The 13,067-nt window shown below is 70.6% G+C and carries 14 protein-coding genes and 1 riboswitch; of the genes, 6 read left to right on the plus strand and 8 right to left on the minus strand.

What is annotated here, in order from left to right; translation table 11 throughout:
* Positions 1-24: 24 nt before the first annotated feature.
* From V1351_RS15025 to V1351_RS15035, 3 genes are all read right to left on the minus strand, one after another.
* Positions 25-510, minus strand: a complete 486-nt coding sequence (locus tag V1351_RS15025; protein ID WP_338749014.1) for an OsmC family protein — start codon at positions 508-510, stop codon at positions 25-27.
* Between the two features lie 30 nt (positions 511-540).
* Positions 541-655: riboswitch (SAM riboswitch) on the minus strand.
* Between the two features lie 38 nt (positions 656-693).
* Complete coding sequence (locus tag V1351_RS15030; RefSeq protein ID WP_338749016.1) at positions 694-1,422, minus strand: YczE/YyaS/YitT family protein; 729 nt, start codon at positions 1,420-1,422, stop codon at positions 694-696.
* Between the two features lie 39 nt (positions 1,423-1,461).
* Positions 1,462-2,115: a TetR/AcrR family transcriptional regulator gene (locus V1351_RS15035; RefSeq protein WP_338749018.1), complete on the minus strand. Its 654-nt coding sequence runs from the start codon at positions 2,113-2,115 to the stop codon at positions 1,462-1,464.
* 108 nt (positions 2,116-2,223) lie between these two features.
* Between V1351_RS15035 and V1351_RS15040 the strand changes: the two genes are divergently transcribed.
* Positions 2,224-2,949: a hypothetical protein gene (locus tag V1351_RS15040; protein WP_338749020.1), complete on the plus strand. Its 726-nt coding sequence runs from the start codon at positions 2,224-2,226 to the stop codon at positions 2,947-2,949.
* Here the strand turns inward: V1351_RS15040 and ppk2 are convergent.
* Complete coding sequence (gene ppk2 / locus V1351_RS15045) at positions 2,868-3,758, minus strand: polyphosphate kinase 2 (RefSeq protein ID WP_338749022.1); 891 nt, start codon at positions 3,756-3,758, stop codon at positions 2,868-2,870. The two genes, V1351_RS15040 and ppk2, sit on opposite strands and share 82 nt — an antisense overlap.
* Positions 3,759-3,843: 85 nt before the next feature.
* Here ppk2 and V1351_RS15050 point away from each other — a divergent pair, with 85 nt between their 5' ends.
* The 3 genes from V1351_RS15050 to ybaK all read left to right on the plus strand — a co-directional run bounded on the left by V1351_RS15050 (position 3,844) and on the right by ybaK (position 6,620).
* The gene (locus V1351_RS15050) at positions 3,844-4,506 is read left to right on the plus strand and encodes a hypothetical protein (protein ID WP_338749024.1); all 663 of its coding nucleotides are present in this window, start codon (positions 3,844-3,846) and stop codon (positions 4,504-4,506) included.
* 72 nt (positions 4,507-4,578) lie between these two features.
* Entirely contained in the window at positions 4,579-6,039 is a 1,461-nt protein-coding gene (locus V1351_RS15055; RefSeq protein ID WP_338749026.1) for a protein adenylyltransferase SelO, read from the plus strand.
* A 74-nt stretch (positions 6,040-6,113) separates the two neighbouring features.
* Positions 6,114-6,620, plus strand: a complete 507-nt coding sequence (gene ybaK / locus V1351_RS15060) for a Cys-tRNA(Pro) deacylase (protein ID WP_338749028.1) — start codon at positions 6,114-6,116, stop codon at positions 6,618-6,620.
* Positions 6,621-6,629: 9 nt separating this feature from the next.
* Here ybaK and V1351_RS15065 read toward each other — a convergent pair whose 3' ends face one another.
* Both V1351_RS15065 and V1351_RS15070 read right to left on the minus strand, forming a co-directional pair.
* Positions 6,630-6,959, minus strand: a complete 330-nt coding sequence (locus V1351_RS15065; protein WP_338749030.1) for a DUF952 domain-containing protein — start codon at positions 6,957-6,959, stop codon at positions 6,630-6,632.
* A 125-nt stretch (positions 6,960-7,084) separates the two neighbouring features.
* Positions 7,085-8,557: an NAD-dependent succinate-semialdehyde dehydrogenase gene (locus V1351_RS15070; RefSeq protein WP_338749032.1), complete on the minus strand. Its 1,473-nt coding sequence runs from the start codon at positions 8,555-8,557 to the stop codon at positions 7,085-7,087.
* A gap of 85 nt (positions 8,558-8,642) precedes the next feature.
* Between V1351_RS15070 and V1351_RS15075 the strand changes: the two genes are divergently transcribed.
* Together V1351_RS15075 and V1351_RS15080 are read left to right on the plus strand one after the other, a co-directional pair.
* Entirely contained in the window at positions 8,643-9,884 is a 1,242-nt protein-coding gene (locus tag V1351_RS15075; RefSeq protein WP_338749034.1) for an aspartate aminotransferase family protein, read from the plus strand.
* Position 9,885: 1 nt separating this feature from the next.
* Entirely contained in the window at positions 9,886-10,383 is a 498-nt protein-coding gene (locus V1351_RS15080) for a DUF3830 family protein (protein ID WP_338749036.1), read from the plus strand.
* Positions 10,384-10,653: 270 nt separating this feature from the next.
* On the opposite strand, the gene V1351_RS15085 is transcribed toward V1351_RS15080, so the two are convergent.
* Together V1351_RS15085 and V1351_RS15090 are read right to left on the minus strand one after the other, a co-directional pair.
* The gene (locus V1351_RS15085; RefSeq protein ID WP_338749038.1) at positions 10,654-12,024 is read right to left on the minus strand and encodes an amidase; all 1,371 of its coding nucleotides are present in this window, start codon (positions 12,022-12,024) and stop codon (positions 10,654-10,656) included.
* A gap of 3 nt (positions 12,025-12,027) precedes the next feature.
* On the minus strand, positions 12,028-13,008 hold the full coding sequence (locus V1351_RS15090) for a D-2-hydroxyacid dehydrogenase (RefSeq protein WP_338749040.1): 981 nt from the start codon (positions 13,006-13,008) through the stop codon (positions 12,028-12,030).
* Positions 13,009-13,067: the final 59 nt, after the last annotated feature.

Consider the following 13,067-nt stretch of genomic DNA (forward strand, 5'->3'; position numbering starts at 1 on the left):
CCTGCCGGGACGGAGCCGGGTCGCTCAGACGGGGGCCAGCTCGAGCGTCGTGCGCACGGGGACACCGTTGGTGAGGTTGTCCGCGACGGGGCAGTGCGTGGCCACGGCCTCCTCGAGACGGCGGTAGGACGCGTCGCTCTCCGGGCCGGTCAGGGTGACGGCCAGGTCAATGCCCTGGAAGCCGGCGCGGACCCCCTCGCCGGTGCCGAAGAAGCCGTTCAGGTCGATGTCGCCGGTGAGTGCCACATCGACGCCGTCGAGCGTGAGGCCCAACTTCTCCGCCCACACCTGGTAGGTGATGACGGTGCACGAGGCGAGCGCGGCCAGGAGGTGCTCGACCGGGTTGGCGCCCAGGTCGGTCCCGCCGAGCCCGGCCGGCTCGTCGATGGTGAAGGTGTGCTGTCGCGCCGAGAGGGTGACCTCGGTGGCGGTGCCGCGCTTCAGGGCGCCGGTGACCGAGGTGGTCAGGCGGTTCGGGCTGATTGCGGTGTCGTCGATCGTCTGGCTCATGGCATGACTCTTTCGTCCAGGGCTCTGGTGAACCCGCGCTTGACGCGGCCGGTCGGCACGCGTCCAGGTCCTCACCCGGGGCACCCCACCGAGGGTGGAGGGTTGCCGCCCAGCCAGCCGGGGCTTCGCGCTGGGACTCATGACCAAGACATAACCTCACATAGGTGAAGACATAATGTCCAGTTATGTTTCGGTGGGTCCGCCATCCGGACGCGGCACCCGCAGGTCGACGGTGAAGAGCGGGAGGAAGAGCTGCGCGAGCGGACCGATCGCGACCGCGTAGAGCACCGTGCCGATGCCGACGACGCCGCCGAGGAACCAGCCGACGACCACGACGCTGACCTCGATACCGGTGCGCACCACCCGCAGCGAACCACCGGTGACCCGCGCGAGGCCGGTCATCAGGCCGTCACGCGGGCCGGGGCCGAACTGCGAGCCGATGTACATGCCGGTGGCGATGCCGTTGAGGACCACCCCGCCCAGGAGGAGCGCGACCCGCCAGCCGAGATCCTCCGGCGGCTCCAGGACGGACAGCACGATGTCGGCGGAGGGCCCGATGAGCAGGGCATTGCCGATCGTGCCGATGCCCGGCTTCTGGCGCAGCGGGATCCATCCGAGGAGGACCAGCAGGGAGACCCCGATGACGATCGTGCCGAAGCTCAGTGGGACGTGCTTCGAGACTCCGACGTGCAGCACATCCCACGGGATCTGCCCGAGCGTGGCGCGGATGACCATCGCCATCGACGCCCCGTAGAGGAAGAGCCCGACGAGCAGCAGCGGGAGCCGCAGGGCCAGCCGTCCGGCACGCAGCTGCGCGAGCGGGCCGATGTCGGCGAGCTCTTGGCGACGACGGGGTGCACGGGCGGTGCGCGGTGAGGGCTCGGGAGTGGACACGGCCACAGTCTGCGCCATCGGTCGACCGCGCGGCACCTGCGGCCGCACGGAGCATGCTCACCCCACGCGGACGAGAGCGAGGGTGTCGACCTGCCGATGGAGGAGCGCCGCGTAGAGGTGGTCAGCGGGATCGACCGTCCCGACGAAGTGGCCGGCGAGCTCCAGGGAGACGAAACCGACGAGCGCCGCCAGCTCGGCGAGCACGGCGGCCGCGCCGCTGCCGGTGGCGCCACCGACGTCCGCGAGCCCGACCACCTGGCGGACCAACCCTCGATGGGAGAAGGAGGCGACCTCGGCCCCCTTCGCCGCCTGGAGGAAGTGGACTGCCACGGCCTCGGCGGCCGGGACGGTCTCCGCAGGAGCGACGTAGCCCGGGATCGGGGTGCCGTAGACCAGCTGGAACTCGTGCGGGTTGGCGACGGCCCAGCCACGAAAGGCGTGGCCGAGAGCCTTCCAACGCCTGTCGGGTCGTCGCGCCCGCACCTCGCCCAGGGCCGCGGCCAGCCCGTAGTAGCTCTCGACGATCATCGCGGTGAGCAGCGCCTCCCGCGTGGGGAAGTACCGGTAGACGGCCGAGGAGACCATGCCGACCTCGCGCGCGACCGCACGCATGGACAGGCCTCCTCCACCGCGTGATGCGATCTCCGCGCGTGCTGCCGCGAGGATCGCCGCCCTGGTGCGCTCTCGCGACTGCTCCCTGACTCCGCCCATGCACCGATGATGACACAACCGAGAGCACTGCTCTTGCCAGGAGTCGCACCGTCATCCATACTCCACAAATACGAGAGCACCGCTCTCTCACATGAAGGGACGACGACGATGCGACCGACGACCACCCGACACCTCGCCATGCCGGCCGCAGCATCCGGCCTGCTCATGGCCGCCTACCTGTTGCTGCGCCCCTACGGCGACGGTGGTTCGGCGACGACACCGCAGGCTGCCGCGGCCTTCGCCAGCTCGTGGTGGGTCGTCGCCCACCTCGCCGGAGCGCTGTCCCTGGTGCAGCTGGCCCGCGTCGGCCTGCGGATCAACGACCTGCTGTCGACCACCACGACCCGGCTAGCCCGCTGGAGCGGTCTGGCCGGAGCGGTCCTGGTCCTGCCCTACTTCGGTGCAGAGACCTTTGCCCTGCACGCCATCGGCCGACTCGGGCCATCCGATCCACAGGCGCTGTCGCTCGTCGACCAGGTACGCAACCACCCCGCCGCGCTGACCAGCTTCGGGCTCGGGCTGGCGCTGCTCGCGGTGTCCGCCCTGGCCACGGCACTGGCATGGCACGGTGCCGTGCGGGCCGGTCGGTGGACCGGCCCCACCTGGGCCGGGTGGCCCCTCGCGCTGACCGCGGCGCTCGTCCTGCCGCAGTTCTACCTGCCACCGACGGGACGGATGGCCTTCGGCCTGGTCTACGCGGCCGCCGCCCTGCTCCTGGCGGTCAGTGCGTGGCGGGCGCCGACGACCCGGGCTCAGTCACCGACGACCTTCTTTCCTCGCGCGACGACCTGCGCGTCCGGGGCGAAGACGATCGAGGGGTCCTTGCCCTCGTAGTCGAACTGGTTGAGGAAGAAGCGCATCGCGTTGATCCGGCCACGCTTCTTGTCGTTGGACTTGATGACCATCCACGGGGCGCGCTTGGTGTCGGTCCGCTCGAACATCGCCTCCTTGGCCCCGGTGTAGGCGTCCCACTTGTCGAGGCTCTCCAGGTCGATGGGCGAGAGCTTCCACCGACGCACCGGGTCGATCTGCCGGATGGCGAAGCGGGTGCGCTGCTCCTGCTGGGTCACCGAGAACCACAGCTTGGTCACGTGCACCCCGGCCTCGGCGAGCATCCGCTCGACCCTGGGCGCCTGGTCCATGAAGGTCTCGTACTCCTCGTCGGTGCAAAAGCCCATCACCCGCTCCACGCCGGCGCGGTTGTACCAGGACCGGTCGAAGAGGACGATCTCGCCGCTGGTCGGCAGGTGCTGGATGTAGCGCTGGAAGTACCACTGCCCCTCCTCGCGCTCGCTGGGCCTGGTCAGCGCGACCACCCGGGCACCGCGGGGATTGAGGTGCTCGGTGAAGCGCTTGATGGTCCCGCCCTTGCCAGCGGCATCGCGCCCCTCGAAGAGGACGACGAACTTCCTGCCGGTGTCCTGCACCCAGTACTGGAACTTCAGCAGCTCGATCTGCAGCAGGTACTTCTCGACGTCGTAGTCGTTGCGCGTCATCAGCGTCTCGTAGGGATAGTTCTCCCGCCACGTCTCCACGGCCTTGCCGTCCGGCGCGATGAGCTGCGGGTCGTCCCCCTGGTCGTCGCGGACGGTGTAGCCCTCGGCCACCAGCCGGTCGATGTACTCGCGGAGGTTCTGCTGCATGAACGATCAATACCACGCCCGGGTGACGCGCGGGTGTCCGTCGCGCCATCGGGTGGCGCCCTGACGGTCCTGCTTCAATGGCGTCATGGAGCAGCACCGCAGGTACTGGGAGGACACCTACCTCTTCGAGGTCGAGACCGAGGTCATCGAGGTGTGCGAGGAGCCGGCGCCCGGCATCGCCGTGCGCGACGGCATCGTCCACCCGAAGGGGGGTGGTCAGCCCGACGACGTCGCCACCGTGGACTCGCGACCGGTCTCCGTGAGCAAGGACCCCGGGGCCGTCTGGCTGCACCCCGAGGGCACGCTCCCCGCCGTCGGTGACCCGGTACACGTGGCGATCGACCCCGAGGTACGGCGCCGTCATGCGGCACTCCACTCCGCGGGGCACCTCCTCGATGCCTGCGTCCTGCCGCTCGGCTTCGTCAACGTCGGGCTGAGTCACACCCCGGGCCAGGCCTTCCTGCTGTATGACGTGGACGGTGGAACCCTCCCGGACGGGGAGGAGGCCAAGGCGTCGCTGATCGCGGCCGTCCTCGACCGGGCCCTCGAGCTCGTCGCCGCCGACCTGCCCTATGCCGCCGAGGTCGACGCGGACGGAGTACGCAGGGTCACGATCGAGGGTCTGCAGACCGACCCGTGCGGTGGCACCCACGTGCGCACCACGGGGGACCTCACCGACATCGAGATCACTCGCGTGCGCACCAAGAAGGGCCAGCTCAAGTTGAGCTACACGGCCGAGCACGCGTGACCCGGCCCCGACCGGCGCGGCGGCGTCCCCGGGCGTGAGGCCAGCGTTGTCCGCGCGTGCGAAGGTGGATGCATGAGGTGGCCCTTTGACAACACCTACGTCCGCGACCTCGGCTGGCTCGGGGCGCGGGTCGACCCGGTCCCGGTGCGATCTCCCGAGTTGCTCGCGCTCAACGAGGACCTCGCCGTCGAGCTCGGCCTCGACTCCGGCGGCCTCCGCTCGCCGGAGGGGGTGGCGGTCCTCGCGGGCAACGCCCTCGCCGAGGGCTCCGAGCCGATTGCCCAGGCCTACGCCGGGCACCAGTTCGGGCAGCTCACCCCGGTGCTCGGCGACGGCCGCGCGCACCTGCTCGGCGAAGTCGTCGACACCCGCGGCCGACGCCGGGACCTCGCACTCAAGGGGTCGGGACGCACCCCCTTCTCCCGGGCGGGTGACGGACGCGCGGTCACCGGCCCGGTGCTGCGGGAGTACCTCGTCGCGGAGTTCATGCACGCGGTCGGTGTCCCGACGACCCGGGCCCTGGCGGCCGTGGCGACCGGCGAGCGAGTGCAGCGCGAGCGGCCGCTCCCCGGTGCCGTGCTCACCCGGGTCGCCTCCTCGCACCTGCGCATCGGCACCCTCGTGCTCCTCGCCACCCGGGGCAGCCGCGAGCAGCTCGCCGACACCGTCGAGTACGTCCGCGCCCGCCACTACCCCGATCTGGCACAGCACGACCCGATGGCCCTGCTGTCCGCGGTCGTCGAGCGCCAGGCCAGGCTCGTCGCGCGGTGGATGTCCCTGGGCTTCATCCACGGCGTGATGAACACCGACAACATGACCCTCTCGGGCGAGACGATCGACTACGGTCCGTGCGCCTTCCTCGACGCCTACGACCCGGCGACCTTCTTCAGCAGCGTGGACGCCATGGGGCGCTACCGCTACTCCGCGCAGCCGGCGATGGCGATGTGGGGGCTGGCCCGCTTGGCCGAGTGCCTGCTGCCGCTGGCCGAGGGCGAGCCGGATGCGCTCATGACCGAGGCGCAGGAGCGCGTCCAGGCCTTCGCCGGGATCCACGAAGAAGCGTGGTTGGACGCCTTCCGGCCCAAGCTCGGGCTCGTCCGGGTGGGGACCGAGGACCGCGAGCTCGTCGAGGACGTGCTGATGATCGCGAAGGAGGAGACGCTGGACTTCACGAATCTCTTCCGGGACCTGGCCCGGGTGCTGCGCCAGGAGCCGACGCCGACCCTGGACCGCATCGAGGACGTGCCGCGCTGGCAGCAGTGGCGGAAGCGGTGGCTGGACCGCCTCGAGAGCGAAGGAGAGCCGGTCGGGTCCCGCCACGCGCTCATGGACGGGACCAACCCGATCCACATCCCCCGCAACCATCTCGTCGAGGAGGCCCTCGCCGCGGCCCACGCGGGGGACCTCGCCCCCTTCGCGCAGCTCCTGGAGGTGACCGGCTCACCCTTCGTGGAGCAGGAGGGGCGAGAGCGCTACGCCGAGCCCGCCGACTCAGACTTCACCCACGGCTACGTCACCTACTGCGGGACCTGACCCGCCGAGCCACCCCGCGGCCGACCCCGCTCGAAAGGGCCCCCTTCCCACCGCTGGTGGGGCAGGCTGTCCCCATGGGCAGGAGGAGCAGGGCCGGTGGAGCCACACCCGCTGTGCGAGCGCTGGCGGCGGCCGGCGTCGAGTTCACCGAGCACCCCTACGAGCACGACCCGGCGGCGCAGTCCTACGGGCTGGAGGCGGCCGAGGCGATCGGTGTCGCGCCGGAGCGGGTGTACAAGACCCTCCTCGCGCAGACCGACCTGTCCGCGCACCACGGTCTCGTCGTGGGCATCGTCCCGGTAACCGGGCAGCTCGACCTCAAGGCGCTGGCGGCCGCGGTCGGCGCCAAGAGGGCCAGCATGGCCGACCCCGCCCTCGCTGAGAGGACGACCGGCTACGTCGTCGGCGGGATCAGCCCGATCGGACAGAAGCGCACCCTGACCACGGTCGTGGACACCACGGCCGGGCTCCACACCACGGTCTTCGTCAGCGGAGGGCGACGCGGCCTCGACCTGGAGCTGCCCCCTTCGGACCTCGTGGCACTCACCTCGGCCACGGTCGCCGACATCGCCAAGGACTGACCGGCCGCCTCAGCGAAGGGGGGACACCTCGCCCACGCAGGCCACCGGCAGCTCGCCGCCGTAGACGTGCGGGAAGAGTTCGTCGACACCGGCTGCCGGTGGCTCCCAGCGCACGTCGAGGCCGTGGGCCACGAGCGCGGGCTCGTCCAGGGTGAGCAGGAGCAGTGGTTCGGTCACGTCGGTATAGAACCGCTCCCGGACCCCCGCCGTCTGCTCGGGTGAGCTGCAGTGCGTGAAGCCGACATCAGCGATGAGCTGCCCCCGTGTCGAGACCGGGTAGCTGCCCGTCTGCTGCGCGTGCAGCCAATCGGACTCGAGGGCGATGTGCTGGAGTGTCATGGCGCCATCCTGCCGTCTGAGCTGCACCGCTTTCCCAGAGTTTCCCCTGCTTCACCGGAGTCACAAACTCCTGCGAAGCAGGGGATTAACGGGTCACCCGATAATCCTGGGGCCCAGGTGACCTCTCACATCTTGACGCCGATGTACTTCATCTCCAGGAACTCGTCGATCCCGACGAAACCACCCTCGCGGCCGACACCGGACTCCTTGATCCCGCCGAAGGGCGCGGCCGGGTTGGACACGACCCCCATGTTGAGGCCGACCATGCCCGCCTCGAGCGCCCGGCTGACCCGGAAGCCCCGGTCCAAGCCCTGGGTGAAGACGTAGGAGACCAGACCGAAGGGGGTGTCGTTCGCCAGTGCGATCGCCTCCTCCTCGGTGTCGAACTCGCCGATCGCGGCGACCGGACCGAAGATCTCGGTGCTGGCGAGCTCGGCGTCGGCAGGGACCCCGGTGAGGACGGTGGCCGGGTAGAAGTAGCCCTCCCGGTCGGACGGCTCGCCCCCGAGTTGTGCCGTGGCACCGCGCGAGACGGCGTCGCGGACGAGCTCGTCGACCTTGTCGACCGCCCCCTGGTTGACCAGCGGCCCGACGACGACGCCCTCCTCGACTCCTCGTCCCATCCCGAGCGCACCCATCCGCTCGGTGAGCCGACGGGAGAACTCCTCGGCGACCGGACGCTGGACGAGGATCCGGTTGGCGGCCGTGCAGGCCTGGCCGATGTTGCGCATCTTGGCCAGCATCGCCCCCTCGACGGCGGCGTCGAGGTCCGCGTCGTCGAAGACGATGAAGGGGGCATTGCCACCGAGCTCCATCGACGTGCGCATGACCGTCTTCGCGGCGAGCTCGAGCAGGTGCTTGCCGACCGGGGTGGACCCGGTGAAGGAGAGCTTGCGCGAGCGGGGGTCGAGGATCAGCGGAGTCATCACGTCGTCGGTCTTGCTCGTCGTCACGACGTTGACCACGCCCTTGGGCAGGCCGGCCCGCTCGAGGATCTCGACGAGCGCGAGCGTCGACAGCGGCGTCTGCGAGGCCGGCTTGATCACCGAGGTGCATCCGGCCGCGATGGCCGGGCCGATCTTGCGGGTACCCATGGCCATCGGGAAGTTCCACGGCGTGATGAGGATGCACGGACCGACCGGCTCCTTCGACACCAGGAAGCGTGACCCGCCGGCGGGCGCCGTCATGAACCCGCCGTCGATGCGCACGGCCTCCTCGGCGAACCACCGGAAGAACTCGGCTGCGTAGGTGACCTCACCGCGGGCCTCGGCCAGGGGCTTGCCCATCTCGAGGGTCATGATCAGCGCCAGCCGCTCACTCTCCTCGATGAGCAGGTCGTAGGCGCGGGTGAGGATCTCGCTGCGCTCCCGGGGCGCAGACGCGGCCCACCCGGGTTGCGCCTCGACGGCGGCGTCCAGGGCGGCCGAGGCCTCCTGGGGAGTCGCGTCGGCGATCTCGCACAGGACCGTGCCGGTGGACGGGTCGATGACCGGCAGCGTGGCGGCAGTCGGGCGCCACTCCCCCCCGATGAAGAGGCCGGTGGGAACCGACTCGATGGCCTCCCGCTCGCGGTCCTGCGTGATCTGGGTGTCCTGCATCGCCTGGCTCCTTCGTCGTGTCCTTGCCGTTGCCACCATCCTAGAAGTATTGTCAACAATCAGACAACCAATCTGGAGGTTATCGATGACAGCGCTGTCCCCCCTTCTCAAGCAGGCCACCCCCGTGACCGTCGACCACGCACTCGGTTGCGAGGTCTTCGACTCGGACGGTCGTCGCTTCCTCGACTTCACCGCCGGCATCGGCGTCGTGAGCACGGGCCACTGCCACCCGAAGGTCGTCGCCGCCGCGCAGGAGCAGGTCGGCAAGCTCATCCACGGCCAGTACACCACCGTGATGCACAAGCCACTGCTGGAGCTCGTCGAGAAGCTGGACGGGGTCCTGCCCTCGCACCTGAACTCGCTCTTCTTCGCCAACTCCGGCAGCGAGGCGCTGGAGGCATCGCTGCGCCTGAGCCGTCAGGCCACCGGCCGGCCCAACGTCATCGTCTTCCACGGCGGCTTCCACGGCCGCACGGTCGCGACGGCGACGATGACGACGTCGGGCACCCGCTTCTCGGCGGGATTCAGCCCGCTCATGGGCGGGGTGCACGTCGCCCCCTTCCCCACCGCCTACCGCTACGGATGGACCGAGGAGGAGGCGACCCGCTTCGCCCTCCAGGAGCTGGACTTCATCTTCGCGACGCTCACCTCCCCGGAGGAGACCGCCGCCTTCGTGGTCGAGCCGATCCTCGGCGAAGGGGGCTACATCCCGGGCAACACCGCCTTCTTCCAGGGGCTGCGCGAGCGTGCCGACAAGCACGGCATCGTCCTGGTCATGGACGAGGTCCAGGCGGGCTTCGGCCGCACCGGCAGGATGTTCGGCCACCAGCACTTCGACGTGCAGCCGGACGTCATCACCCTCGCCAAGGGCATCGCCTCCGGCTTCCCGATCTCCGGGATCGCCGCGACCGAGGAGCTCATGGCCAAGGCCTGGGCCGGCTCGCAGGGCGGCACCTACGGCGCCAACGCCGTGGCCTGCGCCGCCGCCGTCGCCACCCTCGGGGTCATCGAGGAGGAGGGGCTGGTCGCCAACGCCGCCGAGCGCGGCCACCAGCTGCTCGACGGGGCGAAGTCCGCAGCAGTCGACGGCGTCGGCGACGTGCGCGGCCTCGGGCTGCTCGTCGGCAGCGAGTTCACCACCGCCGACGGCCAGCCGGACGCCGAGCGCGCCAAGGCGGCTCAGCAGCTCGCGGCGACCAAGGGCCTGCTCCTGCTCACCTGCGGCGCGTACATGAACACCGTGCGGATGATCCCGCCGCTCGTGGTCACGGCCGAGCAGGTCGACGAGGCCCTGGGCATCTGGTCCGAGGTCCTGGCGGAGGTCTGAGATGGCAGCCCGGTACGTCACGATCACGCTCGAGTCGCGGGGGGTGACCGCCCGGGCGCGCCTGCTCGATGACGAGGCGCCGCTGACCTGCGAGGCGGTGTGGCAGGCGCTGCCGACGGGCAGCGACGCCTTCCACGCCAAGTACGCGCGCAACGAGGTCTACACGCTCGTCCCACGGATCACGGCGGCGCCACACCGGGAGAACCCGACGATCACCCCGATCCCGGGGGACGTGTGCCTCTTCGACTTCGAGCCGTGGGAGATCGGCAACCCCGCCTACGGGTACGACCCGGGGTCGACGGCGCACGCGGAGCAGGGCGCGACCGACCTGGCGATCTTCTACGGCCGCAACAACCTGCTCATCAACGGCGACCTCGGTTGGGTACCCGGGTCGGTCTTCGCCACGATCGAGGAGGGCCTGCCCGAGATGGCCGAGGCCTGCAACGACCTGTGGCGCAACGGCTTCGCCGGGGAACGGCTGACCTTCGCGCGGGCCTGAGCACAGCGAAGGGGGTGACCCGCCGGTGATCGGCGGGTCACCCCCTTCGCCATGCCGTGGGCCGGGCGGTGGCGAAGACCGGCAACGCCGGACGACGGGCAGCTCGGCCCCGGTACCCCGCGATGGCCGGGAAACCTCGCGACGGCCGCGCCACAACCCGGTCATGGCTCGCCGGCCCGGCCACGACGGGACGTCCCGGTCCACCACACGCTGATCGGCCCCGCTGCTCGTGCAGTGGGGCCGATCGGCGTGGAGAGGACCGGCGTGCTGTCAGGTGGTCAGCAGCCACTCCACGAAGCGCGCGACGGCCAGGACGAGGTCGTCGGAGTGGCGCGGCCCGATGATCTGCAGCCCGACCGGCAACCCCGCAGAGGTGGTGCCGACGGGGATGCTGATCGCCGGCTGCTGGGTCATGTTGAAGGGGTAGGTGAAGGGGGTCCAGTCCGCCCAGTGGGTCATCCCGCTCCCCGGCGGCACGTCGTGGCCGGCCTCGAAGGCCGGGATCGGCATCGTCGGCGTGATGAGCACGTTGTGCTCCTCGTGGAAGGCTCCCATCGTGATGCCGAGCGCTGCGGCCACGGCACGCGCCTCGAAGACATCGACGGCGCTCGCCGCCTCGCCCACGTCCCACGCCTGTCCCAGGCCGGGGTCGATGGTCTCGCGAACGCCGGGCATGGTCCGCAGCAGGGTTGCCGCACTGGCGCCCCACAGGAGCTTGAAGGGCTCGAGCGGGTCCTCGAAGCCGGGGTCGACAGCCGTGACGGGCATCCCCGCTGCATCGATCCTCGCGACGACCTCGTCGCAGATCCGCCCGACCTCCTCGTCGACCGACACGTACCCGAGCGTCTTGGAGTAGGCCACCGGGAGCCCGGTGACCTCGCGGTTGAACTCCCCCCGGAAGGTCAGCCGCGGTGGGGCGAGCGCGGTCGGGTCGCGATGGTCGGGCAGCGAGATGATGTCCATCAGCAGCGCCGCGTCCTCGACGGTGCGCGTCATCGGGCCGGCGTGCGCCAGCGGCCCGAAGGGGCTCGCCGGGTACATCGGGACCCGGCCGTGGGTTGGTTTGAAACCGACGATCCCGCAGAACGAGGCCGGGATGCGCACGCTGCCACCGGCGTCGGTGCCCACGCAAACCGGCCCCATCCCCGCGGCGATCGCCGCCGAGGCTCCTCCCGAGGAGCCCCCGGCGGTCGTCCGGGGGTCGACGGGGTTGCGGGTGACCCCCGTCAGCGGCGAGTCGGTGACGCCCTTCCACGCCAGCTCCGGTGTCGTGTTCTTCCCGACGAAGACCATCCCGTCGGCGCGCAGCCGTGCGGTGACGGGGGCATCGACCTCCCACGGCTGGTCGGGGTCGATCGCCTTGGAACCACGCAGCGTCGGCCAGCCCTTGGTGAGGAAGATGTCCTTGATCGAGGTCGGCACACCGTCCAGCAGTCCCTGGGGCGTCCCGGCCTGCCAGCGCGCCTCGGAGGCACGCGCCTGCTCCAAGGCGCTCTCCCGGTCGACGAGGCAGAAGGCGTTGATCTCGCCGTCGGCCTCCTCGATGCGGTCGACGACCGCATTGGTCGCCTCGACGGGCGAGAGCTCCTTCGCGCCGTAGGCGGCGACGAGCTCGACGGCGGTCATCTCGGTTGGGTTCATCTCTCAGCTCCCGGTGGTCGGAACGTAGCCCAGCGACGTGTCGACGACGTTGTCCAGCGAACGACCCTCGACCCAGCGCACGAAGTTCTCGGCGAAGAGATCGACCAGTGCGTCACGCCAGCCGACGAAGTCGCCGGAGTTGTGTGGGGTGATCATGACGTTCGGCAGGGTCCACAGCGGGTGGTCCCCCGGCAGCGGCTCCGGGTCGACCACGTCGAGGGCGGCGCCGGCGATCTGCTCGGAGCGGAGGGCGTCGACCAGGTCACCGGTCCGCACCAGCTCGCCACGGCCGACGTTGACGAAGCGGGCGTGCGGCTGCATGGCGGCGAAGGCGTGCGCGTCGAACATCCCTGCGGTCTGGTCGGTCAACGGCGCGATCGCGACCACCCAGTCCGCCTGGCCGAGCGCCTCGTGGAGGTCCTCGGTGGCGCTGACGTCGCCGAAGTCCGGGTCGCCGGTCCGCTCCCTTCGCCCGGATCCCGACACCTCGAGGCCGGCGGCACGCAGGAGGCGCGCGACGGCCCGGCCGATCGGCCCGGTCCCGACGACGAGCGCGCGCGTCCCCGCGACCCGCTCCGACTCGCGGTGCTGCCAGGTGGCCTCGTCCTGCAGTCGCAGCGAGCGAGGCAGGTCCTTGGCGAAGGAGAGGACCTGGCCCAGGACGTACTCGGCGATCGCGTCGTCGAAGACGCCGCGGGAGTTGGTGATGACGACGTCGCTCTCGCGCACCTCGGGCGTCATCAGCGGGTCCACCCCGGCTGCCGCGATGTGCACCCACTGCAGCGACCCGGCCGCGTGCCAGGCCTCGGCGAGCGCCGTGCTGAGGAAGTCGTAGGCGAAGACGACATCGGCGCCGTCCATCGCCTCGGCGAGCCCCGGGGCCTGCGTGAAGCGGACATCTGCCCGCTCGGTCACCGGCGCGAGGGCGTCCACGGACGGGCGATTCTCGTTGTGGAGGACCACGACGACGGGCGTTGTCGACATGTTGACAACCTAGGAGCCCGCTCCCTAGATTGTCAACAATCCGGCAATCTCGCTGCCCG

The organism is Janibacter sp. A1S7 (assembly GCF_037198315.1).
Lineage (GTDB): Bacteria > Actinomycetota > Actinomycetes > Actinomycetales > Dermatophilaceae > Janibacter > Janibacter alittae.

Excerpts from the sequence above, each read along its gene's own strand:
- V1351_RS15025 (WP_338749014.1), bottom strand. The coding sequence starts at position 510 with ATGAGCCAGACGATCGACGACACCGCAATCAGCCCGAACCGCCTGACC.
- V1351_RS15030 (WP_338749016.1), bottom strand. The coding sequence starts at position 1,422 with ATGGCGCAGACTGTGGCCGTGTCCACTCCCGAGCCCTCACCGCGCACC.
- V1351_RS15035 (WP_338749018.1), bottom strand. The coding sequence starts at position 2,115 with ATGGGCGGAGTCAGGGAGCAGTCGCGAGAGCGCACCAGGGCGGCGATC.
- V1351_RS15040 (WP_338749020.1), top strand. The coding sequence starts at position 2,224 with ATGCGACCGACGACCACCCGACACCTCGCCATGCCGGCCGCAGCATCC.
- ppk2 (WP_338749022.1), bottom strand. The coding sequence starts at position 3,758 with ATGCAGCAGAACCTCCGCGAGTACATCGACCGGCTGGTGGCCGAGGGC.
- V1351_RS15050 (WP_338749024.1), top strand. The coding sequence starts at position 3,844 with ATGGAGCAGCACCGCAGGTACTGGGAGGACACCTACCTCTTCGAGGTC.
- V1351_RS15055 (WP_338749026.1), top strand. The coding sequence starts at position 4,579 with ATGAGGTGGCCCTTTGACAACACCTACGTCCGCGACCTCGGCTGGCTC.
- ybaK (WP_338749028.1), top strand. The coding sequence starts at position 6,114 with ATGGGCAGGAGGAGCAGGGCCGGTGGAGCCACACCCGCTGTGCGAGCG.
- V1351_RS15065 (WP_338749030.1), bottom strand. The coding sequence starts at position 6,959 with ATGACACTCCAGCACATCGCCCTCGAGTCCGATTGGCTGCACGCGCAG.
- V1351_RS15070 (WP_338749032.1), bottom strand. The coding sequence starts at position 8,557 with ATGCAGGACACCCAGATCACGCAGGACCGCGAGCGGGAGGCCATCGAG.
- V1351_RS15075 (WP_338749034.1), top strand. The coding sequence starts at position 8,643 with ATGACAGCGCTGTCCCCCCTTCTCAAGCAGGCCACCCCCGTGACCGTC.
- V1351_RS15080 (WP_338749036.1), top strand. The coding sequence starts at position 9,886 with ATGGCAGCCCGGTACGTCACGATCACGCTCGAGTCGCGGGGGGTGACC.
- V1351_RS15085 (WP_338749038.1), bottom strand. The coding sequence starts at position 12,024 with ATGAACCCAACCGAGATGACCGCCGTCGAGCTCGTCGCCGCCTACGGC.
- V1351_RS15090 (WP_338749040.1), bottom strand. The coding sequence starts at position 13,008 with ATGTCGACAACGCCCGTCGTCGTGGTCCTCCACAACGAGAATCGCCCG.